This is a genomic window from Streptomyces sp. NPDC051214, assembly GCF_040682375.1.
Classification (GTDB): domain Bacteria; phylum Actinomycetota; class Actinomycetes; order Streptomycetales; family Streptomycetaceae; genus Streptomyces.
In genome coordinates this window covers 373,653-393,982 of record NZ_JBFBAT010000005.1, presented here as the reverse complement: position 1 = coordinate 393,982, position 20,330 = coordinate 373,653, and the positions used below count along the sequence as shown (strand labels likewise).

Genomic DNA, 20,330 nt, shown 5'->3' with positions numbered 1-20,330 from the left:
CCTGGCCCCGGGTCAGCGTCGGAACGCGGGCAGGCCAAGGGCACGCACGCGGGCGGGGTCGACGAGGATGTTGAGCTCGACGATCCTGCCGCCCGCGATCGTGAACTCCATGACCGAGACGACCTCGCCGTCCGGCACGCCGACCATGCCGAAACGGCCGTTGACGAGCGCGATCTCGGTGGTCGGCGCCGCCTTCGAGAACATCGCCGCCTGCCCCGCCACCGCCGAGGCGCCGCGCACCAGCTTCGAGAGCCCGGAGGCCAGTTCGCCGGTGTCGGCCCGCAACACCACGTCCGGGTCGAGCAGTTCGAGCAGCGCGTCGAAGTCGCCGCCCCGCGCGGCCGCGAGGAAGGCGCCGACGACCTCGCGCTGACGCACGGGATCGTTGTCGGGGGTGGGCGCCGAGCCCTGCACCCGGCGGCGGGCCCGGCTCGCCAGCTGGCGGGTCGCGGCCGGGGTGCGCTCCACGATCGGGGCCACCTCGTCGAAGGGCACGGCGAACATGTCGTGCAGCACGAAGGCGAGGCGCTCGGCGGGCGCCAGCGTCTCCAGGACGACGAGCAGGGCGAGGCCGACCGAGTCGGCGAGCAGCACCTCCTGCTCGGGGTCGACCACGTCTCCCCAGCTCACCACCGGGTCCGGCACATGGGTGTCGGGTGACACCGACAGGGAGTCCTCGCGCCGCGACTGCCGCGTACGCAGCATGTCGAGGCAGATCCGGCCGACGACCGTGGTCAGCCAGCCGCCCAGGTTCGACACCTCGCTGATGTCGGAGCGGCTGAGCCGGATCCAGGTCTCCTGGACCGCGTCGTCGGTCTCGCCGAGCGAACCGAGCATGCGATAGGCGACCGCCTTCAGATGCGGCCGGTGCTCCTCGAAACGGACCGCCAGTGCTTCGCCCTGATCTACTGCTGCTGTTTCGTTCTGGTCCATCCGTCACATTCCCTCGTCGCGGTACGTCATAGCAATGACGCACCGTGCCAGCGCACTTGGAGGAGAACAGTAATGAACACCCGTGCGACAGGGCCCCGAACGCCCGAGCAGCGCAGGCGGGACACCCTGCACCGCCTCACCCACGACGTCGACGCGTGGGTGGCGACGGCCGACGCGGACAGCGGGACCCCGTACATGGTCCCGCTGTCCTTCTTCTGGGACGGCGAGAGCCTGCTGGTGGCCACTCCCGACGCCAGCGTCACCGGCCGCAACCTCCGGGCGACCGGCATGGCGCGGGTCGGCGTCGGGCCGACCCGCGACGTCGTCCTGATCGAGGGGGCCGTACGCGCCCTGGGCGAGGACGAGTTGACCCCCGAGGACCGTGACACCTTCGCCGAGCGGACGGGCTTCGACCCGAGCAAACTCGACACCCTCTACACCTACTTCCGCATCACCCCGCAGCGGATCCAAGCCTGGCGCGAGGCCGACGAGCTCGCGGGCCGGGAGCTGATGCGGGGCGGGCGGTGGACGGTGGCGTAGGCGGCGGGGCGCGCTCCGGGGGTCAGTCCCTGCCGAGCACCGGGGCCAGCGCCTCCCAGAGGTCGTCGGGGCCGGTGTAGTGCAGCCCCGCCATGCCGAGCGCGACGGCCGCGTCCACGTTCTCCTTGCGGTCGTCCACGAACAGGCAGCGCTCGGCGGGGATGCCCGCCCGCTCCACGGCGAGCTCGTAGATCCGGCGGTCGGGCTTGACGATGCCGACGTCGGCGCTGCTGACCACGGTGTGCGCCAGGTCGGCGATGCCGAGTTCGGCCAGGTCACGGTCGAGCCAGGGCGTCGCGTTCGTCACGAGCGCCACGTGCAGGTGCGCGCGGGCCCGCCTGAGCAGGTCCACCACGGTGGCGTCGGCGGAGAAGCCGGCCTCGGCGAGCGCGGTGCCCAGGGCGTGCCCGCGCTCGTGGGGCACCCGGTCGGCGAGGCCGTGCGCGATGGCCTGAACCCACTCCTCCTTGCCGATGCGCCCGAGCATCAGCGGCTGATCGGTCTCGGGCGCGAAGGCGACCTCGGCGGTGCTGCCGTGGGGCAGACCGGCGGCGCGCTCCATCTCCTCCACCCGTGCCATGTCGTAGAAACGGATCACGCCGTCGAGATCGCAGAGCACGGCGTCGAACGGCAGCGGCGGCACCTGCCAGGCGAAACGCAGCTTCTCCTTGGCGTCGGCGCCGATCCGGCCGTAGAAGCGGATCGCGCCCTCGTTCCACGCGGGCGTCTGCCACTGGACCTCGGTGAGGCCGAGGCGGCGGGCCTCCGCGGCCACCGCGTCCGTCAGGCGCTCGCCGAGGCCGAGGCCCCGGTTGCCGTCCCGCAGGAAGAGGCAGTCCATGTGGAGGTACTCGGCGCCGTCCCAGGTGGAGATCTCCGGCGCACACGTGGCGTACCCGACGACGTCGCCGCCGGGCAGCTCGGCCACCAGACAGCGCAGCCGCGGGTCGGGCACCTCGAAGAGGAGGGTCCGCAGGCGGTGTTCGAGGCCGGGGGCGGGCGGGGCGCCCTTCTCGTACGCGGCGTGCTCGGCGATGAGTTCCACGACGCGGGGGAGGTCGGCGGGGCGTGCGTGGCGTATGCGGGGCGCCGGGTCCTCGTACGTCATCGCAGGTCCCCCTCGATGACGTCCCGGCCCCACGCGGTGAGCCGCTCCGTGAGGCTTCCGCTCCCGTCGAGCACGCACCGCACAAACGCGTCCCGCTCGTGCGTGAGCACGGCTGCCTCCCACACGCAGGGCGCGAGTCCGGCCCTTCCCGGCCTCAGCTCGCCCGGCTCCCCCGCGGGGCCCACGAAGACCGCGAGGTCGGACATGTACCCCTCGATCCAGGTCTGCACGAGGACGTAGTCCCCGTCACCGCCGGCGTGCAGGATCAGCACGGCGAGCCCGGCCGACCCACGGGCATGGCCGAGCCCCAGATGCGCCCCGGCGAGCGCGAGCCCGGACTCCTCGTCCCGTCCGGTCACCTGCCGCCCGGGGGCCTCGACGGCGTACACCTTCACGAGATGCCCGCCGGCCTCGCGGACGCCAAGGGGCCGTGCGGTGCGCGCGTGATGGCCGTCGGCGAGTGCGAGCAGCCGCTCACCGTCTACGGCCGACGGAAGTACAACAACCTCGGTCATGTCCATGCGCCCATGATGCAGATGTCCCGTGCGTCATGGGACGCGGGCGTCCTCAGTCGTCGTCGGAGCGCGCGGGCGCGGGCTCCACCTCGGCCTCGGTCCGGTTCGCCGCGGGTCGGTCGACGCACGCGTCACATCGCGGGTTGTGGCAAGGGCCGGGCCCCCACACGGGGACGTACGCCCCGAGCACCTTGCGTCGCTTGATGGCCGTACCGACAGGCCGTCCGCAGCTCGCGCACACCGGCTCGCTCCGCGGGCGGGGGCCGGACCGGCTCCCATCGCTGCCCATACGTCCAGGGTAGAGCGGGCCACCCCGGCCGGATAGCCCGGCCGCGGGTACTTCTCCACGTCCGTACGGCGATGTCGCGCGAGCGCTCAGCCCCGGCGGATCCCCTCCGTGTCGAACTCCCCCGCCACCACCTGGCGCGCGCAGTCCGCGAGCCGCAGCCGGTTCGCGCGGGCGTGGCGCCGAAGTGCCGCGAACGCCTCGTCGACCGTGCACTTCCAGCGCTCGGCGAGCACCCCCTTCGCCTGCTCGATGGCGATGCGGCTGACGAGCGCCTCCTGCAACTGGCCGCGCTCCGTCTCGCTCTGCTCCAGGGAACGCCGCTGGAGAATCGCGATCGTGGCGACATCCGCGAGTGCCTGGGCGAGCGCGATCTCGTCGGGCCCCATCACCTGCGGCCGCGCCTGGAAGAGGTTCAGCGTGCCGACCGCCTGATCGCCCTGGCGCAGCGGCAGCACCTGCGTCATGGTGTAGCCCGCTTCCTTGGCCTGCGCCGCGAACTGCGGCCAGGCGGTGTTCGCCTCCAGGCCGGTGAGCGCGATGTTCGTGTACGCCGTGCCGGAGCGGTAGCAGTCCAGCGACGGCCCCTCCTCCTGCTGCAGGGCGAACAGATCGAGCACCCAGGCGTGCTCGCCGGACGCGGCGACGAGCTTCAACTCGTCCTGCGAATCCGCCAACAAAACACCCACGGCCGAGACGCCGAGGAGTTCCACGCAGCGCACGGCGAGGCTCTGCAGGAACTCGACGACCTCGAAGTCCTCGGTGACGGAGTCGGCCATCTCCACGAAAGCCTCCGCCAGACGTCGCTCGCGGGACGTGTCGCCGGACACCTCACGGGTCATTTTGCGGGACATGGGGCTCGTCCCCCCTTCGTTGTGCATACGGCCAACACAGCGGCGCTACAACGACTTTAGGCGAATCGGCCGGTGTCGCCACCGTCCGCGCCGAAAGGCCGGGGCTCCCGCCACATCGGCCAGAGCTGCGGTCCGTCCGGCAGATGGACGGCATTTCCCATGAAGTGGAATCCGAGCCGGGTGTACAGCTCGCGACTGCGGCTGTTGCTCGCCTCCAGATAGGCGTGCAGCCCTTCTTGGTCACAGCGATCGAGGACGGCCGAGATCAGCGCCGAGCCGAGCCCCTCGCCCTGCCGCCGCGGGCTCACGCCGATCATGTGCAGGTACTGGTGGGGCCGGTCGGTCGGGTGCGCCTCGCCGGTCAGCCGGCCGATCTCCTCGATCCGCGCGTTGTCGGGGTCGACGGCGGCGCGCAGTTGCGCGGGGCCCTCTTCGCCGCCCTCGTCCTCGCCCGCGGGGACGGACCACCACAGGGCGACGGCCGAGCCGTCCTCGGTGATGTCGACATGACCCATGTCGAGCGCGAGGTCGAGAAAGGCGTTCATCAGAGCGCCGTGCCTGCGGCGGCGGTGCTCCGCGTCGGGGAAGACCCAGCTGCTCACCGGGTCGTCGTGGAACGCCTCGTCGAGCAGTCGGACCACGTCCGCCCTGTCGCTCTCCCCGGCTCTGCGGATGACTACGCCCACGGCCCGCCCCTTCCCCCCTCGTCCACGCTCAACTGCGTGTACCGCCCCACTGGTTGCTTGCGTTGCAGCCTAGGCGATCGGGGCCCGACACGCGGGTGAGCCCCGCACCCTGACCGGATCTCGGCGGGGTGCGGGGCTCACGGGACGCGTCGTTGGTCCGCGCGGGACTACGTACGTACGACTACGCACGACTACGTACGACTGCTTGCCCGGCGCACGCCTGCGTGCGGTCAGTGCGTACGCCGGGTGACGAATTCCGCGAGTGCCAGCAGGCTGCCCGCTGCCTCCGGAACCGGCACCGCGCCGGCCAGCTGGTTGATCGCGCGGGACATCCGGTCGCCCGCGTGCAGCAGCGCCCAGTCCCTGCCGCCCGCCGCCTCGACGGCGCGCGCCATGCGGCCCAGGTCGCCGTCGGCCGGCGGGCGGGCGTACAGCTCGGCCAGTTCGGTCGCGGCCGGGGTGCCCGAGGCCAGGGCGGCGACCACTGGCAGGGACTTCTTGCGGGCCGCGAGGTCGGCACGGGCCGGCTTGCCCGTGCACCCGGGATCGCCCCAGATGCCGATCACGTCGTCGATGAGCTGGAAGGCGAGCCCCGCCTCACGGCCGAACCCGTCGAGCGCGTCCACCTCGCTCCTCCCCGCCCCCGCGTACAGCGCGCCGAGGGCGCAGGCGCAGCCGAGCAGGGCCCCCGTCTTCGACTCGGCCATGGCGAGGCACTCGTCGAGCGTCACCTCGTCGGGGGCGCGCCGCTCCAGCGCGCCGTCCGCCTGCTGGCCCGCGCAGAGCTCCACCACGCAGGCGGCGAGCCGGGCGGCCGCCGGCGGGGCCCCTGGGTGGGGGTCCTCGGCGAGCAGCCGCTGCGCCAGTGCCTGGAGCGCGTCACCGGCCAGGATCGCGTCGGGTTCGCCGAACACGGTCCATGCGGTGGGCCGGTGCCTGCGGGTGGTGTCGCGGTCGATGACGTCGTCGTGCAGCAGGGTGAAGTTGTGGGTCAGCTCCACCGCCGCCGCAGCCCGGACCGCGCCGGCCTGGTCCCCTCCAAGGGCCCGCACCGCGGCGAGCACGAGCGCGGGCCTGATCGCCTTGCCCGCGTGCCCGGCCGCCGGTGTGCCGTCCGCGTGTTCCCAGCCGAAGTGATAGAGCGCGATACGGCGCAGCGCCCCCGGCAGCGAGTCGATCGCCCGGCGCAGCTCCGGGTCGACGCACGCGCGCGCCGACGCCAGGATCTCCGCCGCTTCGGACGCATCGCGCTCCGCGTGCTCCTCGTGCTCCGTCATGTCCGTCGTCGTGTCCGTCATGGACTCACCCCGGAGAGGATGCGGACGGTGGCGGTTCCTGGGCCTGCGGGCGCATACGGAAGAGGTCTACCCGGCCGCGCGCCCGCAGACACGGCCTCATCGCCAGCGGCCGATCTCGACGTTCTCGAGCACGCCCAGCGCGTCCGGCACCAGGACCGCGGCGGAGTAGTAGGTCGACACCAGGTACGAGATGATCGCCTGCTCGCTGATCCCCATGAAGCGCACGGAAAGGCTCGGCTCGATCTCGTCCGGGATGCCGGCCTGGTGCAGGCCGACGACACCTTGTTCCTCCTCGCCCGTACGCATGCAGATGATCGAGGAGGTGCGGGCCTCGGTCACCGGGATCTTGTTGCACGGGAAGATCGGCACCCCGCGCCAGGTGGGGATGCGGTGGCCGCCCATGTCGATGGTCTCCGGCACCAGACCGCGCTTGTTGAGCTCACGGCCGAACGCGGAGATCGCGCGCGGGTGGGCCAGGAAGAGCTTCGACCCGCGCCGGCGGCTGAGCAGCTCGTCCATGTCGTCCGGGCTCGGCACGCCGTCGTGCGGCTGCAGCCGCTGCTCGTACTCGCAGTTGTTGAGCAGGCCGAACTCGCGGTTGTTGATCAGCTCGTGCTCCTGGCGCTCCTTGAGCGCCTCGACCGTGAGCCGCAGCTGCTGCTCGGTCTGGTTCATCGGCTGGTTGTAGAGATCGGCCACGCGCGTGTGGATGCGCAGAACGGTCTGGGCGACGCTCAGTTCGTACTCACGCGGCGCCGATTCGTAGTCGACGTACGTGCCCGGCAGCACGGCCTCGCCGACGTGTCCCGCGGAGAGGTCGATGGGCGCCTCGCCGAACTTGTTGGTGCGCTGGGCCGGGATGGACCGCAGCCGCCGCAGGTGCTCGCGCAGGGAATCCGTGCGCTCGGCGACCTGCTCCAGGTCCTGGCGGGGCAGGGTGAGCACGGTGCACGCGGTCACCGCGCGCGTCGTGTACTCCCAGATGGCCTCCGGGTCGAGCAGTGCCTGCTCGCCGAAGTAGGCGCCGTCGGCGAGGGACCCGAGGACCGTGTCGTCCCCGTAGGGCCCGGTGCCGATCTTCTCGACCCTGCCGTGCGCGAGCAGGAACACCTCGTCGGCCTGGCTGCCGAAGGAGGTGATGATCTCGCCGGCGGCGAACTCACGCTGCTGGCAGCGCTGGGCCAGCTCCCCCAGGACCTCGACGTCCTCGTAGTCCCGCAGGGTCGGCAGTTCGCCGAGCTCCGCCGGGATGACCTGGACCCGGTCCCCGGTCTTCACGAACGTCACCCGGCCGTCACCGACCGAGTAACTCAACCTCCGGTTCACTCGATACGTGCCGCCCTGCACCTGCACCCATGGCAGCGTCCGCAGGAGCCAGCGCGAGCTGATCTCCTGCATCTGCGGCGCGGACTTGGTGGTGGTGGCCAGATTCCGCGCGGCCGACGTGCCCAAGCTCTGCTGTGGCTCGGCCTGTTCCGCCCGGACCTCTTCGCCTACCGACATTGGCTATGCCCTCCCGATCAAGCGCTGATCTGCGCCGACAACCCTTCCAGCACGGTGAGTACCGGCGCCATTACACAAACGAGCGGGAATGGATCAGGCGAGACGGGGCACTCACCCGCGTACCAGGACAAGGGTTCGCAGGGGCGGGAAACTCCGAGGGAACTCCAAGATCCGCGCATCCGTTGAACAGGACACAACGGCCGATACGCTTCATACCGAAATGCACGGATCAGCACCAATCCGCACCTATGCGTAGGAGACGGCAATGGCAGGCTTCCTGGATCGCGCCAAGGAACAGGCGCAGCGCGGGCTCACGCAGGGCAAGCAGAAGATCGACGAGGTCCAGGCGCAGCGCACGGGCGGCGACCTCCTGAAGAAGCTGGGCGCCGCGTATTACGCGCAGCAGCACGGCACGGGGACTCCCCAGGCCACGCAGCAGGCCCTGCAGGCGGTCGAGGCGCACATCGCGACGAACGGCGACGCGTTCCTGCACGGCGGGGACCACCGCGGCTGACCGAATCGGCTCGCACGGTGCCCGAACAGCGACAGATCAGGCCCGAACGGCTGGTTCAGGCACCGTGGTTCCGGTAATAGCGGACATACAAGACGGTCCGCGGCAGGCGGCCGTCGTGCTCCGCAAAGGAGTCGGCCATGGCCCCACCCATGTCCGCGGGCAGCTTCATCGGCGCGCTCAAGGACGAAGGGGTGACGGTCGTCGAAGTCGGCGACTGGACTCACCACAACCGCAACCACAAGGGTCCGTGGGGACCCGTGCACGGCGTGATGATCCATCACACGGTCACGTCGGGCAGTCAACGCACCGTGGAGATCTGCCGGGACGGCTATGCCTCACTGCCCGGTCCGCTCTGCCACGGCGTCATCACCAAGGACGGCCGCGTCCACCTCGTCGGGTACGGCCGCGCCAACCACGCGGGCCTGGGCGACGACGACGTGCTGCGCGCGGTCATCGCCGAGAAGGCGCTCCCGCCGGACAACGAGGCGAACACCGACGGGAACCGCCACTTCTACGGCTTCGAGTGCGAGAACCTCGGCGACGGCGAGGACCCGTGGCCCGACGAGCAGCTGGACGCCATCGAGCGGGTCTCGGCGGCCATCTGCCGTCATCACGGCTGGACTCATCGCTCGGTGATCGGCCATCTCGAATGGCAGCCCGGCAAGATCGACCCCAAGGGCTTCACCATGAACGCGATGCGGGAGCGCATCGAGGAACGCCTCAAGTAGGCGAGGAACGCCCCGGACAGGAGAACGTTCCAGGCGGGCGGGCATACCCGTGGCCGTGCCCGGCGGCACGGCGGCGGGCAGAATGGCGGGGTGAGCACCACCCCGCCGACCACCCCGCGCCCCCGGCTCCCGTCCCCGCTCCAAGAGCTCCGGGACGAGCGTTTCGCGCGGCGCGGCGTCACTCTCACGCTCAAGCGGGACGACCTCATCCACCCGGACCTCCCGGGCAACAAGTACCGCAAGCTCTTCCTGAACCTGGACGCCGCCGTCGAGGCCGGGCACGAAGCCCTGCTGACCTTCGGCGGCGCCTACTCCAACCACCTCAGGGCGACCGCGGCGGCGGGCCGCCTCCTCGGCATGGGCACCATCGGCGTGGTCCGCGGCGACGAACTCGCCGACCGCCCCCTGAACCCGTCACTCACGCGGTGCGCGGCCGACGGAATGCGCCTGCACTTCATCGACCGGGCGACGTACCGCAGGAAGACGGACCCGGAGGTCCTGGCCGCCCTCCTGCGCGAGACGGGCGCCGAGAACCCCTACGTCATCCCCGAAGGGGGCAGCAACTCCCTGGCCGTGCGGGGCTGCACGGCCCTGGGCGAGGAGCTGCGCGGGCGCACCCACACGGCGGCCGTGGCCTGCGGCACCGGCGGCACCCTGGCCGGCCTGGCCGCCGGCCTCGCCCCGGACCAGCACGCGCTCGGCATACCGGTGCTCAAGGGCGGTTTCCTCGGCCCCGAGATACGGGCGCTGCAACAGCGGGCCTTCGGCGCCCCCACCGGCAACTGGCACCTGGACGAGCGCTTTCATTTCGGCGGCTACGCCCGCACGTCCCCCGAACTCACCGCGTTCGCCGACGACTTCGAGGACCGGCACGGCCTCCCCGTGGAGCGCGTTTACGTCGCCAAGCTCCTCCACGCGCTGACGGCGCTCTCCGAAGAGGGCGCGTTCGCCCCCGGCACCGACGTGACAGCGGTGATCACCGCGACGGAACCCGCGGCCCCAACGGCCCCCACGGCTCAGTCCTCGACCTCCCGGTAGGCCGCGGCCTCCTCCAGGTCCAGCTTGCGCAGCAGCGTCCGCATCATCTCGTCGTCGATGCGCCGTTCGTCCCGCATCGTCACGAACACCTCGCGCTCCGCGGCGATCGCCTCCCGGGTGAGCCTGCGGTAGGTGTCGTCGGCGGACTCCCCCGTCACCGGGTTGGACTGGCCAAGGCGCTCCCACACGGAGTTGCGGCGCCGCTCCAGAACCGTGCGCAGACGGTCCTGGAGGGGCTCTGGGAGCCGATTGCGCTCGTCCCGCATGAGTTCGTCCACCCGGCGCTCCGCGGCCTGCGAGGCGGCGTTCTGCGCCTGCGCCTCCGCGAGCGTCTCCGCCTGCGTGTCGCGCCCCGGCAGCCGCAGCACCCGGATCAGCCACGGCAGCGAGAGCCCCTGGACGACCAACGTGCCGATCACCGTGGTGAAGGTGAGGAACAGGACGAGGTTGCGTGCGGGGAACGGCTCCCCGTCGTCCATGACGAGCGGGATCGAGAAGGCGATCGCCAGCGACACCACCCCGCGCATGCCGGCCCAGCTGACGATCAGCGGCCGCCGCCAGTCCATGTCGCTCTCGCGTTCCTTGATGCGCTTCGACAGCATCCGCGGCAGGTAGGTCGCCGGATACGACCACACGAAGCGCACGAGGACGACCAGGAAGAAGACCCCCAGGGCGTACCAGGCCGCCTCCAGGCCGCTGTACTCGCCGAGCCCCTTGAGCACGAGCGGCAGTTGCAGGCCGATGAGCGCGAACACCGCGGACTCCAGGATGAAGGCGACCACCTTCCACACGGCGGCCTCCTGGAGTCGCGTCTCGAAGTCGACCTCCCAGGAGCGGTGACCGAGGAAGAGGGCGACGACGACCACGGCGAGCACTCCGGAGGCGCCCACCTGCTCGGCTGCCGCGTACGCGACGAAGGGGATCAGCAAGGAGAGGGTGTTCTGCAGCATCGCCTCCTTCATGTGCCGTCGCAGCCAGTGGATCGGCACCATGAGGACAAGGCCGACACCGACACCGCCGACCGCCGCCACCAGGAACTCCTGGATTCCGCCGGCCCAGCTCGCGCCCTCGCCGACCGCCGCCGCCAGGGCGACCTTGTAGGCGGTGATCGCGGTCGCGTCGTTCACCAGTGACTCGCCCTGCAGGATCGTGGTGATCCGTGACGGCAGTCCCACCTTCCGCGCGATGGCCGTGGCCGCCACCGCGTCCGGCGGCGCGATCACCGCACCGAGGACCAGCGCGGCGGTCAGCGGCAGATCAGGGATCAGCAGGTACGCGAGGTACCCGACGGCGAGGGTCGCGAACAGCGTGTAACCGACCGAGAGCAACGCCACGGGCCTGATGTTGGCGCGCAGGTCGAGGTACGAACTCTCCAGGGCCGCGGTGTGCAGCAGCGGCGGCAGGATCAGCGGCAGCACGATGTGCGGGTCCAGGTGGTAGTCCGGCACCCCGGGCACGTACGCGGCGACGAGGCCCGCCGCGACGAGCAGCAGCGGCGCGGGCACCGGTGTCCGGCGCGCGGCTCCGGCCACCGCGGCACTCGCCGCGATCAGTGCCACCAGGGGCAGTACGTCCATCGGTCAGGCCCTCCGCGATACGCGTTCCCGTCGTAATCTGGCAATCATGAACGAGTGCCCGCATGTCGCAGCGCTGCCGCACCCTGAGCCCGCGCCGCTGAGCGAGACCTGTCTCGAGTGCCTCGCGGCCGGCAGTCACCCCGTGCAACTACGGCTCTGTCTGGACTGCGGCCATGTGGGCTGCTGCGACTCCTCACCCTTCCGGCACGCGACGGAACACCACAAGGACACCGGACATCCGGTGATGAGGACGTTCGAGCCGGGCGAGAGCTGGCGTTGGTGCTTCGTCGACGGTTCGATCGTCTGACGCCTGGGTACGTCAACCCGACGCCCGTACTCTCCAATTGGGACCGCGAGACCCCTAGCCACTCTCCGTACCCTTAGGCTTACTATGAGTGACAGCAACGGAGCGGGGTCCCCGGGACACGGAACTGGGGAGCGCGGTAGCGTCACCGCATAACTACGTGGGGCGTTACCCGTGTGACGCAGTCCGGCCCGCCGCTCGACGGCGGACCTGGAGCCCCGAAAGTGCTTGTACCACCTTGGAGGTGAGGGTGTCCCAGATCGCAGGCGAGCCCGGGAATCAGGACTTCGTCGAGGTCCGCCTTCCGGCTGCGGGTGCCTACCTGTCGGTGCTGCGTACGGCCACGGCCGGTCTCGCGGCGCGTTTGGACTTCACTCTCGACGAGATCGAGGACCTGCGCATCGCGGTCGACGAGGCGTGCGCGATCCTGCTCCAGCAGGCCGTGCCCGGTTCGGTGCTCAGCTGCGTCTTCCGGCTCGTCGACGACTCCCTGGAGGTGACCGTCTCGGCGCCGACCACCGACGGCCGGGCCCCTGAACGGGACACCTTCGCCTGGACAGTGCTGTCCGCCCTCGCGGGTCAGGTCGACTCCTCCGTGGCCGAGGACAACACCGTCTCGATCAGTCTCTACAAGAAGCGCGGCGCGGGACCCGGGCCGGCGTGAGGGGCGGGGAGGGGCCGGTGCGGGACGAAGAGCGCGGCACACGGGGTCTGTCCGGTGGCCGGGGAGGGACGCCCACGCGGCGTGGGGCTCCGGTGGAGCCGGCGCTCACGGGCATCCCCGAGCAGCAGGCCAGGCCGCACCCGGAGGACCCGGAGCAGCCGGGTCCGTCGACTGTGGCTGACGCGTCGGAGCAGGCAGAGCCGACCGCCCAGGAGGAGCGCGCGACGCCCTCCGTCCGGGGCGGCGCGCAACGGGCGGGATACATGAGCGAGCAGCAGCACACCCGGCACCATCCGCAGGACCGCAGCGGTGCACGCGCGATGTTCATCGAGCTGCGCGAGCTGACGGACGGCAGCCCTGAGTACGCGGATCTGCGCAACAAGCTGGTCCGCATGCACCTGCCGCTCGTCGAGCACCTGGCCCGCCGGTTCCGCAACCGCGGCGAGCCCCTCGACGACCTGACGCAGGTCGCCACCATCGGCCTGATCAAGTCCGTGGACCGCTTCGACCCGGAGCGCGGCGTGGAGTTCTCCACGTACGCGACCCCCACGGTCGTCGGCGAGATCAAGCGGCACTTCCGCGACAAGGGCTGGGCGGTCCGGGTCCCGCGGCGCCTTCAGGAGCTGCGGCTCGCGCTGACCACGGCGACCGCCGAGCTGTCCCAGCTGCACGGCCGCTCGCCCACGGTGCACGAGCTCGCCGAGAAGCTGGGCATCTCCGAAGAGGAGGTCCTGGAGGGCCTGGAGTCGGCCAACGCGTACTCCACGCTGTCCCTGGACGTCCCGGACACGGACGACGAGTCCCCGGCGGTCGCGGACACCCTGGGCGCTGAGGACGAGGCCCTGGAGGGCGTCGAGTACAGGGAGTCCCTCAAACCGCTCCTGGAAGACCTTCCACCACGCGAGAAGCGCATTCTGCTGCTGCGGTTCTTCGGCAACATGACGCAGTCGCAGATCGCCCAGGAAGTCGGCATCTCCCAGATGCACGTCTCCCGGCTTCTCGCCCGCACACTCGCGCAGCTGCGCGAGAAGCTCCTCGTCGAGGAGTGACGCGGAGGAGCAGGCCGCCCCTCCTGGTCTGCTCCTTCGGCGAGTCAGCCGGCCGGTCCCCGTGCGGGACGGCTACTTCACGTCGTCCTGTACGTTCCCCGGGCCCTTGATGCCGAGGGCCTCGGTCGTGGCGGGATTGACCAGCAGGACGAGCGCGGTGACCGCGACGGCGGCGAGCGCGATGCCCGCCGGGATGGCCATGCTGTCGGCCTGCAGCAGCTGCCAGGCCACCGGCAGCGCCATGATCTGCGTGATGATCGCGGGCCCCCGGCTCCAGCTCCGGCGGAGCAGCAGACCGCGTGCGGCGAGCAGGGGCAGGAGCGCGAGGACGATCAGAGTGACGCCGCCCGTCGTGGCCTGTTCCGGGTTGTCGGGGTCACCCGCGAGGCCCATCACGAGCATGTAGACGCCGGCGGCGATGAGGGCGACGCCCTCCAGCGCGGCAAGGGCCGCGGCGGCCGTCAGACGTCCGGGACGCGGGCCGGGCTCCGGTGCTTCGGGGGTGGGGTTCCGCTCAGTGCTCACCCTTGCAGGGTAGCTGTGCGTGTCCGCGCTCCGGCCTCCGGTCCGACCCCTCGGTCTGTGTCGGGCCGAGAGGGCTGGGTACTCTGCTTCGCATGCGTGCACTCCTTGTGGTCAACCCGGCGGCAACCACCACCAGCGCGCGCACGCGTGACGTACTGATCCATGCGCTGGCGAGCGAGATGAAGCTCGAGGCGGTCACGACGGAGTACCGCGGCCATGCCCGGGACCTCGGCAGACAGGCCGCGGAGAGCAAGGACATCGAGCTGGTCGTCGCCCTCGGCGGGGACGGCACGGTCAACGAGGTCGCCAACGGCCTGCTGCACAACGGCCCCGATCCGGAGCGGCTGCCGCGCCTGGCCGTCGTCCCCGGCGGTTCCACCAACGTCTTCGCGCGCGCCCTCGGTCTGCCCAACGACGCCGTGGAGGCGACCGGCGCACTCCTGGACGCGCTGCGTGAGGGAAGCGAACGGACAGTGAGCCTCGGGCGGCTGGCCGGGACCCCCGGGACCGAGGACGAAACGATCCCCGCACACTGGTTCACCTTCGCCGCCGGCTTCGGCTTCGACGCCGGGGTCGTGGGACGGGTCGAACAACAGAGGGAACGCGGCAAGCGGTCCACCCATGCGCTGTATTTGCGCCAGGTGGTCCGTCAGTTCCTCGACGAGCCGCACCGCAGACACGGGATGATCACGCTGGAACGGCCCGGCATGGACCCGGTCACCGATCTTGTCCTCTCCATAGTCTGCAACACCTCTCCGTACACCTACCTGGGCAATCGCCCGATGTACGCGTCCCCGCAGGCCTCCTTCGACACGGGCCTGGACGTGCTCGGTCTGAGCAAACTCTCCACCACGGCGGTGGCCCGGTACGGGACCCAGCTTTTGACCTCGACGCCGGAACGCGGACCTCACGGCAAGCACGCGGTTACGCTCCATGACCTCACCAACTTCACCTTGCATTCGAAGGTGCCGCTCCCCCTTCAGATGGACGGTGACCACCTGGGGCTGCGCACGAGCGTGACGTTCACAGGCGTTCGCCGTGCACTGCGTGTGATTGTGTGAGTAGAAGGGCCCAAAGTCCTTTCACTCGAACGTTTAGGCCAGGGTCCACCCCATGGAAGTACGGCTGTGACCCAGTCGACACTGAGGAATCAAAAAAAACTTTCCGGAAGGGGTTGTATCCGCCGCCGAGGTTTGCGAATCTCTACATGGCGATCGGGACGGCCCGCAACATCGGCCCCACAGACCGCCAGAACCCCCTCCTCAACGCATAGGACATCGTCGCGTATGTGACGAAAGTCCCTTCCGTCGTCGAGGGATTCGTGAAAGCGTTCACATTCACAAGCAACCTGCATGTAATACCAAGGAGAGGTAGCAGCCATGGACTGGCGTCACAACGCCGTTTGCCGCGAGGAAGACCCCGAGCTCTTCTTCCCCATCGGCAACACCGGTCCTGCGCTGCTGCAGATCGAGGAAGCCAAGGCCGTCTGCCGCCGCTGCCCCGTCATGGAGCAGTGCCTGCAGTGGGCGCTCGAGTCCGGCCAGGACTCCGGCGTCTGGGGTGGCCTCAGCGAGGACGAGCGCCGCGCAATGAAGCGCCGCGCCGCTCGCAACCGTGCTCGCCAGGCAAGCGCCTGACGCTCACGCCCCCTAACGAGCCTTAGCCCGGCGGCGCGTACAGCGAGTACGCATCTCCCGCCCCCGAGCCGCAGCCGCGCAGTACCCCCCGATGCGCAACGCAACGTGAGCAGTGAGCCCCGGACCACTTCGGTCCGGGGCTCACTGCTTTGCGTCTGCGCTCTTCCGCGCGCCGTCGCGCTACTTGTCGGCGCGCACCGGGATGTCGAGGACGACCTGGGTACCGCGCTCCGGGGCGCGCACCATGTCGAAGGTGCCGCCCATCTCACCCTCGACCAGGGTGCGGACGATCTGCAGGCCGAGATTGCCCGAGCGGTGCGGGTCGAATCCCTCGGGCAGACCGACGCCGTCGTCCTGGACGGTGATGAGGAGCTGGCCGTCCTTGCTGGTGCCGCCGCGCACGGCGGAGACCTCGACCGTTCCGGTGTCGCCCTCCTGGAAGCCGTGCTCCAGGGCGTTCTGCAAAACCTCCGTCAGGACCATCGACAGCGGCGTCGCGACCTCGGCGTCCAGGATGCCGAAGCGTCCGGTGCGCCGGCCGGTGACCTTGCCGGGTGAGATCTCGGCCACCATCGCGAGGACACGGTCGGCGATCTCGTCGAACTCCACGCGCTCGTCCAGGTTCTGGGACAGCGTCTCGTGCACGATGGCGATGGAGCCCACGCGCCGTACGGCTTCTTCGAGCGCCTCGCGCCCGGTGGCGGAGTCGATCCGCCGCGCCTGGAGGCGCAGAAGTGCCGCGACCGTCTGGAGGTTGTTCTTCACCCGGTGGTGGATCTCCCGGATGGTCGCGTCCTTCGTGATCAACTCCCGCTCGCGTCGGCGCAGTTCGGTGACGTCGCGGAGCAGTACGAGCGAACCGATGCGCGGGCCCTTGGGCTTGAGCGGGATCGCGCGGAGCTGGATCACGCCGTCGCCGCCCTCGATCTCGAACTCGCGGGGCGCCCAGCCGCTCGCGACCTTGGCGAGCGCCTCGTCGACCGGGCCGCGGGACGGGGCGAGTTCGGCGGTCGCCGTGCCGAGGTGGTGACCGACCAGGTCGGCGGCGAGACCCAGGCGGTGATAGGCGGACAGTGCGTTCGGCGACGCGTACTGGACGATGCCGTCGGCGTCCAGTCGGAGCAGACCGTCGCCCACGCGCGGGGACGCGTCCATGTCGACCTGCTGGCCGGGGAACGGGAAGGACCCCGCCGCGATCATCTGGGCCAGGTCGGACGCCGACTGGAGGTAGGTGAGTTCGAGGCGCGAAGGGGTGCGCACCGTGAGGAGGTTCGTGTTGCGGGCGATGACGCCGAGGACGCGTCCTTCCCTGCGTACGGGGATGGACTCGACCCGCACCGGTACCTCTTCGCGCCACTCGGGGTCGCCCTCGCGCACGATGCGGCCCTCGTCCAGGGCGGCGTCGAGCAGCGGGCGGCGGCCGCGCGGGACGAGGTGGCCGACCATGTCGTCCTGGTAGGAGGTGGGGCCGGTGTTCGGCCGCATCTGCGCCACGGAGACATAGCGGGTGCCGTCGCGCGTGGGGACCCACAGCACGAGGTCGGCGAAGGAGAGGTCGGAGAGCAGCTGCCACTCCGAGACCAGCAGATGCAGCCACTCGAGATCGGAGTCACCGAGAGCGGTGTGCTGGCGTACGAGGTCGTTCATGGAGGGCACGTGTGCGAGCGTACCTGGCACGTACGGCGGGCCCGCTCCGGGAGATTCGCGACGAGCCGCGGCGTCTTCTTGACCAGGCGCGGCGTCTTCCCCGACGAGCCGCGGCGCCAGGGCGGGACCCTCAACCCACCCACGGCACCGCAGCCCTTCAGGAACACCGACCACCGGAATGTGCGGTACCGGACGGCCGGTCGGAGGAGCCGACACGGTCAGGGCAGAGAGTGCCGGTTCCTCGGTCCACCCTCCTGTGCGGGAAGGGCGGATGCTTTACCAACGCATTGTGGACTAGACCATTCGCCTGTGTCTACGCGTCGGCAGATGTTTGTTGTACTCCGGGCCACACCCTCATGGCCAGCTCGGCGACCGCTTCCAGCTCCTGTCGGCTGGCGCCGTCGCGGGACTGCTGGGACATGCCCTGCAGCACCGCGCCCGTATAGCGGGCCAGGGCGGGGGCGTCGGTCTCCGGCGGGAGCTCGCCGGTGGCGACGGCGGCCTTTACGCGGGACTCGATGGAGCTGATGTTCGCGTTGCGCCGCTCGCGCAGGCCGGCCTCGATCTCGGGCGTCGTGCAGTTCGTCGCGGCGCAGATGATCAGGCAGCCGTGCGGGTGTCCGGTCTCCGTGTACTTGTCGGCGGCCTCGTGCAGCATCCGCGCAACTCCGCCGCGGACCGTCGGCTCCTCCGCGAAGGCGCGCTCGCCGAAGGAGCCGTGCGTCTGCCCGTACAGCAGGACGACCTCCTCGAACAGTGACTGCTTGTCGCCGAAGGCCGCGTACATGCTGGGGGCGCCGATGCCCATGGCCCGGGTGAGGTCCGCGACCGACGTCGCCTCGTACCCCTGATCCCAGAAGGTGCGCAGGGCCTGCTCCAGGGCCGTCTCGCGGTCGAAGGAGCGGGGGCGGCCGCGCTGTTTCGTCGCCATGGAGTGAATTATATAGCGGCCGCTAGAAAAACCGCCGCGGGTCCGCTACGGTTCTTTCTGTAACGACCACTAGAGAAATTGGGGGCGGCTCTCATGGGTGCGCTTGCAGGGAAGCTCGCGGGCAGGACGGCGCTGGTCACGGGCGGCAGCCGTGGCATCGGACGGGGCATCGCCGAGCGGCTGGGCCGGGACGGCGCTCGGGTGGCCGTGCACTACGGCAGCAATGAGGTGGCCGCGAAGGAGACGGTCGCGGCGATCGAGGAGGCGGGGGGCTCCGCCTTCGTCCTCGGCGTGGAACTGGGCGTCCCCGGCGACGCCGAGGCCTTGTGGACGGAGTTCGACCGGCATGCCGACGGCGTGGACATCCTGGTGAACAACGCGGGGATCGGCACGTCCCGCCCCTTCTCCGAGGCGAGCGACGCGGAGTACGACCGGCTGTTCGCGGTCAACGCGAAGGCCCCGTTCTTCATCACGCAGCTCGGCGAGCGGCGCCTGCGGGACGGCGGTCGGGTCATCAACATCTCGTCGGGCCTCTCGCGCGCCGCGGTCATGCCGGAGATCTTGACGTACGCCATGACCAAGGGCGCCCTGGACGTGTTCACGCGGAACCTCTCCAAGGTCCTCGGCCCCCGGGGCATCACGGTCAACTCGGTGGCGCCGGGCATCGTGGACACGGACGTCAACGCCGCCTGGCTGCGGGGCGACGAGAACAAGGAGGCGTGGGCGGGCGCGGCGGCGATGTCGGCGCTGGGCCGGGTCGGCACCCCGGCGGACATAGCCGACGCCGTCGCGTTCCTCGCGTCGGACGACGGGCGCTGGGTCACGGGGCAGTGGCTGGACGTGACGGGAGGGTCGCTGGCGTAGGGGGCGGTCGCTGGACGGTGGGGGCAGTGGCCGGTGCGGCAGTGGCTCGGCAGGCGGGGTCGGTTGCTCGACGGGCGAGGACGGTTCGCTCGACAGGCGGGGGGCGGGTGCAGAGCTGAGCATGGGACGCGGGGAGTTCGTGCTGCCGGGGTCCAGAACCTGGGCCACGGCGGGGCGGCTCTGCTAGATTGGTCTATACCACATAGACCAACAGTTCCCCGTGGGCTCTCTCTCCGGGCCCGCGAGTCCCCCCTCCAGATCGGCAGGCCCAGCGTGGAAGTTGTCATCGTCCCGGACGCCAAGGCAGGCGGCGAGCTCATCGCGGAGGCCATGGCCGCCCTGGTGCGCCGTAAGCCTGACGCCCTGCTCGGTGTCGCCACCGGATCCACCCCGCTGCCCATCTACGAAGCCCTGGCCGCCAAGGTCGGCTCCGGTGCCGTGGATGCCTCGCGGGTGCGGATCTGCCAGCTCGACGAGTACGTGGGGCTGCCCGCCGGGCATCCCGAGTCCTACCGCTCCGTGGTGCTGCGTGAGGTCGTCGAGCCGCTCGGGCTCAGCGAGAAGTCCTTCATGGGGCCCGACGGCAGCGCGCAGGACGTGCAGGCGGCCTGCGAGGCGTACGACCAGGCGCTCGCGGACGCCGGCGGGGTGGACCTCCAGCTGCTCGGGATCGGCACGGACGGGCACATCGGGTTCAACGAACCGTGCTCCTCGCTCGCCTCGCGCACCCGGATCAAGACGCTGACGGAGCAGACGCGGGTGGACAACGCGCGCTTCTTCGACGGGGACATCGAGCAGGTGCCCCACCACGTGATCACGCAGGGGATCGGGACGATCCTGGAGGCGCGGCATCTGGTGCTGCTCGCCACCGGTGAGGGCAAGGCGGACGCGGTGGCCGCGACGGTGGAGGGTCCCGTGGCCGCGGTGGTTCCGGCCTCGGCCCTGCAGTTGCATCCGCATGCGACGGTCGTCGTGGACGAGGCCGCGGCCTCCAAGTTGAAGCTCGGGGAGTACTTCCGGGCCACGTATGCGGCTAAGCCTGATTGGCAGGGTCTGTAAGTTGCAGCAAGGTGCCGGGTGCCCCCTTGCTGGGGGCACCCGGCACCTTGCTGTTTGCTGCTCGTGTGCG

General features: G+C 70.6%; 22 protein-coding genes. 11 read left to right on the top strand and 11 right to left on the bottom strand.

From position 1 onward, the window contains the following. Positions 1-12: 12 nt before the first annotated feature. Positions 13-933, bottom strand: a complete 921-nt coding sequence (locus AB0M70_RS15715; RefSeq protein WP_365820436.1) for a sigma-70 family RNA polymerase sigma factor — start codon at positions 931-933, stop codon at positions 13-15. 72 nt (positions 934-1,005) lie between these two features. Here AB0M70_RS15715 and AB0M70_RS15710 point away from each other — a divergent pair, with 72 nt between their 5' ends. After that, positions 1,006-1,473 (top strand): pyridoxamine 5'-phosphate oxidase family protein, encoded by a 468-nt coding sequence (locus AB0M70_RS15710; protein ID WP_365820434.1) that lies wholly within the window; start codon positions 1,006-1,008, stop codon positions 1,471-1,473. Between the two features lie 22 nt (positions 1,474-1,495). Here the strand turns inward: AB0M70_RS15710 and AB0M70_RS15705 are convergent, their stop codons facing one another. The 6 genes from AB0M70_RS15705 to AB0M70_RS15680 all read right to left on the bottom strand — a co-directional run bounded on the left by AB0M70_RS15705 (position 1,496) and on the right by AB0M70_RS15680 (position 7,723). Then, complete coding sequence (locus tag AB0M70_RS15705; RefSeq protein ID WP_365820432.1) at positions 1,496-2,581, bottom strand: HAD-IA family hydrolase; 1,086 nt, start codon at positions 2,579-2,581, stop codon at positions 1,496-1,498. Then, complete coding sequence (locus AB0M70_RS15700) at positions 2,578-3,102, bottom strand: hypothetical protein (RefSeq protein ID WP_365820430.1); 525 nt, start codon at positions 3,100-3,102, stop codon at positions 2,578-2,580. Before AB0M70_RS15700 ends, AB0M70_RS15705 begins: the two co-directional genes overlap by 4 nt. Positions 3,103-3,471: 369 nt before the next feature. Next, positions 3,472-4,236: a GAF and ANTAR domain-containing protein gene (locus AB0M70_RS15695; protein ID WP_365820428.1), complete on the bottom strand. Its 765-nt coding sequence runs from the start codon at positions 4,234-4,236 to the stop codon at positions 3,472-3,474. Positions 4,237-4,292: 56 nt separating this feature from the next. Continuing rightward, a complete protein-coding gene (locus tag AB0M70_RS15690; protein WP_365820426.1) occupies positions 4,293-4,922 on the bottom strand; it encodes a GNAT family N-acetyltransferase in 630 nt (209 codons plus the stop codon). Between the two features lie 230 nt (positions 4,923-5,152). After that, on the bottom strand, positions 5,153-6,220 hold the full coding sequence (locus tag AB0M70_RS15685) for a family 2 encapsulin nanocompartment cargo protein polyprenyl transferase (protein ID WP_365820424.1): 1,068 nt from the start codon (positions 6,218-6,220) through the stop codon (positions 5,153-5,155). 96 nt (positions 6,221-6,316) lie between these two features. Then, on the bottom strand, positions 6,317-7,723 hold the full coding sequence (locus AB0M70_RS15680; RefSeq protein ID WP_365820422.1) for a family 2B encapsulin nanocompartment shell protein: 1,407 nt from the start codon (positions 7,721-7,723) through the stop codon (positions 6,317-6,319). A gap of 265 nt (positions 7,724-7,988) precedes the next feature. Here AB0M70_RS15680 and AB0M70_RS15675 point away from each other — a divergent pair, with 265 nt between their 5' ends. The 3 genes from AB0M70_RS15675 (at position 7,989) to AB0M70_RS15665 (ending at position 10,003) form a co-directional block, all read left to right on the top strand. Next, entirely contained in the window at positions 7,989-8,237 is a 249-nt protein-coding gene (locus AB0M70_RS15675) for a hypothetical protein (protein ID WP_363209205.1), read from the top strand. Between the two features lie 137 nt (positions 8,238-8,374). Next, positions 8,375-8,965 (top strand): N-acetylmuramoyl-L-alanine amidase, encoded by a 591-nt coding sequence (locus AB0M70_RS15670; RefSeq protein ID WP_365820420.1) that lies wholly within the window; start codon positions 8,375-8,377, stop codon positions 8,963-8,965. Between the two features lie 90 nt (positions 8,966-9,055). Further along, positions 9,056-10,003: a pyridoxal-phosphate dependent enzyme gene (locus AB0M70_RS15665; RefSeq protein ID WP_365820418.1), complete on the top strand. Its 948-nt coding sequence runs from the start codon at positions 9,056-9,058 to the stop codon at positions 10,001-10,003. Here the strand turns inward: AB0M70_RS15665 and AB0M70_RS15660 are convergent. Then, positions 9,982-11,580, bottom strand: coding sequence for a Na+/H+ antiporter (locus AB0M70_RS15660; RefSeq protein WP_365820416.1), 1,599 nt, complete (start codon positions 11,578-11,580; stop codon positions 9,982-9,984). The genes AB0M70_RS15665 and AB0M70_RS15660 overlap by 22 nt on opposite strands. A gap of 46 nt (positions 11,581-11,626) precedes the next feature. On the opposite strand from AB0M70_RS15660, the gene AB0M70_RS15655 reads away from it, so the two are divergent. The 3 genes from AB0M70_RS15655 to AB0M70_RS15645 all read left to right on the top strand — a co-directional run bounded on the left by AB0M70_RS15655 (position 11,627) and on the right by AB0M70_RS15645 (position 13,597). Beyond that, the gene (locus tag AB0M70_RS15655) at positions 11,627-11,887 is read left to right on the top strand and encodes a UBP-type zinc finger domain-containing protein (protein WP_365820414.1); all 261 of its coding nucleotides are present in this window, start codon (positions 11,627-11,629) and stop codon (positions 11,885-11,887) included. Positions 11,888-12,134: 247 nt separating this feature from the next. Beyond that, complete coding sequence (locus AB0M70_RS15650; protein ID WP_135332116.1) at positions 12,135-12,548, top strand: anti-sigma regulatory factor; 414 nt, start codon at positions 12,135-12,137, stop codon at positions 12,546-12,548. Continuing rightward, positions 12,545-13,597, top strand: coding sequence for an RNA polymerase sigma factor SigF (locus AB0M70_RS15645; protein ID WP_365820412.1), 1,053 nt, complete (start codon positions 12,545-12,547; stop codon positions 13,595-13,597). The genes AB0M70_RS15650 and AB0M70_RS15645 overlap by 4 nt, the downstream gene beginning before the upstream one ends. A gap of 72 nt (positions 13,598-13,669) precedes the next feature. Here AB0M70_RS15645 and AB0M70_RS15640 read toward each other — a convergent pair whose 3' ends face one another. Beyond that, positions 13,670-14,122, bottom strand: a complete 453-nt coding sequence (locus tag AB0M70_RS15640; protein ID WP_365820410.1) for a hypothetical protein — start codon at positions 14,120-14,122, stop codon at positions 13,670-13,672. Positions 14,123-14,214: 92 nt separating this feature from the next. Between AB0M70_RS15640 and AB0M70_RS15635 the strand changes: the two genes are divergently transcribed. Then, positions 14,215-15,183 (top strand): diacylglycerol kinase family protein, encoded by a 969-nt coding sequence (locus tag AB0M70_RS15635; RefSeq protein WP_365820408.1) that lies wholly within the window; start codon positions 14,215-14,217, stop codon positions 15,181-15,183. Between the two features lie 318 nt (positions 15,184-15,501). Continuing rightward, positions 15,502-15,759 (top strand): WhiB family transcriptional regulator, encoded by a 258-nt coding sequence (locus AB0M70_RS15630; RefSeq protein WP_016639615.1) that lies wholly within the window; start codon positions 15,502-15,504, stop codon positions 15,757-15,759. A gap of 180 nt (positions 15,760-15,939) precedes the next feature. Here the strand turns inward: AB0M70_RS15630 and AB0M70_RS15625 are convergent, their stop codons facing one another. Continuing rightward, positions 15,940-17,406 (bottom strand): PAS domain-containing sensor histidine kinase, encoded by a 1,467-nt coding sequence (locus tag AB0M70_RS15625; RefSeq protein ID WP_365820689.1) that lies wholly within the window; start codon positions 17,404-17,406, stop codon positions 15,940-15,942. Between the two features lie 313 nt (positions 17,407-17,719). Next, positions 17,720-18,337 carry a TetR/AcrR family transcriptional regulator gene (locus AB0M70_RS15620; protein WP_365820405.1) on the bottom strand — a complete coding sequence of 206 codons (618 nt, stop codon included), beginning with the start codon at positions 18,335-18,337 and terminating at the stop codon, positions 17,720-17,722. Between the two features lie 93 nt (positions 18,338-18,430). Between AB0M70_RS15620 and AB0M70_RS15615 the strand changes: the two genes are divergently transcribed. Further along, entirely contained in the window at positions 18,431-19,201 is a 771-nt protein-coding gene (locus tag AB0M70_RS15615) for an SDR family oxidoreductase (RefSeq protein ID WP_365820403.1), read from the top strand. 273 nt (positions 19,202-19,474) lie between these two features. Beyond that, positions 19,475-20,260, top strand: coding sequence for a glucosamine-6-phosphate deaminase (gene nagB / locus AB0M70_RS15610; RefSeq protein WP_365820401.1), 786 nt, complete (start codon positions 19,475-19,477; stop codon positions 20,258-20,260). The last annotated feature ends 70 nt before the right edge of the window (positions 20,261-20,330 follow it).

Excerpts from the sequence above, each read along its gene's own strand:
- AB0M70_RS15700 (WP_365820430.1), bottom strand. The coding sequence starts at position 3,102 with ATGGACATGACCGAGGTTGTTGTACTTCCGTCGGCCGTAGACGGTGAG.
- AB0M70_RS15715 (WP_365820436.1), bottom strand. The coding sequence starts at position 933 with ATGGACCAGAACGAAACAGCAGCAGTAGATCAGGGCGAAGCACTGGCG.
- AB0M70_RS15660 (WP_365820416.1), bottom strand. The coding sequence starts at position 11,580 with ATGGACGTACTGCCCCTGGTGGCACTGATCGCGGCGAGTGCCGCGGTG.
- AB0M70_RS15695 (WP_365820428.1), bottom strand. The coding sequence starts at position 4,236 with ATGTCCCGCAAAATGACCCGTGAGGTGTCCGGCGACACGTCCCGCGAG.
- AB0M70_RS15655 (WP_365820414.1), top strand. The coding sequence starts at position 11,627 with ATGAACGAGTGCCCGCATGTCGCAGCGCTGCCGCACCCTGAGCCCGCG.
- AB0M70_RS15685 (WP_365820424.1), bottom strand. The coding sequence starts at position 6,220 with ATGACGGACACGACGACGGACATGACGGAGCACGAGGAGCACGCGGAG.
- AB0M70_RS15680 (WP_365820422.1), bottom strand. The coding sequence starts at position 7,723 with ATGTCGGTAGGCGAAGAGGTCCGGGCGGAACAGGCCGAGCCACAGCAG.
- AB0M70_RS15705 (WP_365820432.1), bottom strand. The coding sequence starts at position 2,581 with ATGACGTACGAGGACCCGGCGCCCCGCATACGCCACGCACGCCCCGCC.
- AB0M70_RS15675 (WP_363209205.1), top strand. The coding sequence starts at position 7,989 with ATGGCAGGCTTCCTGGATCGCGCCAAGGAACAGGCGCAGCGCGGGCTC.
- AB0M70_RS15630 (WP_016639615.1), top strand. The coding sequence starts at position 15,502 with ATGGACTGGCGTCACAACGCCGTTTGCCGCGAGGAAGACCCCGAGCTC.
- AB0M70_RS15620 (WP_365820405.1), bottom strand. The coding sequence starts at position 18,337 with ATGGCGACGAAACAGCGCGGCCGCCCCCGCTCCTTCGACCGCGAGACG.
- AB0M70_RS15615 (WP_365820403.1), top strand. The coding sequence starts at position 18,431 with ATGGGTGCGCTTGCAGGGAAGCTCGCGGGCAGGACGGCGCTGGTCACG.
- AB0M70_RS15670 (WP_365820420.1), top strand. The coding sequence starts at position 8,375 with ATGGCCCCACCCATGTCCGCGGGCAGCTTCATCGGCGCGCTCAAGGAC.
- AB0M70_RS15710 (WP_365820434.1), top strand. The coding sequence starts at position 1,006 with ATGAACACCCGTGCGACAGGGCCCCGAACGCCCGAGCAGCGCAGGCGG.
- AB0M70_RS15635 (WP_365820408.1), top strand. The coding sequence starts at position 14,215 with ATGCGTGCACTCCTTGTGGTCAACCCGGCGGCAACCACCACCAGCGCG.
- AB0M70_RS15625 (WP_365820689.1), bottom strand. The coding sequence starts at position 17,406 with ATGAACGACCTCGTACGCCAGCACACCGCTCTCGGTGACTCCGATCTC.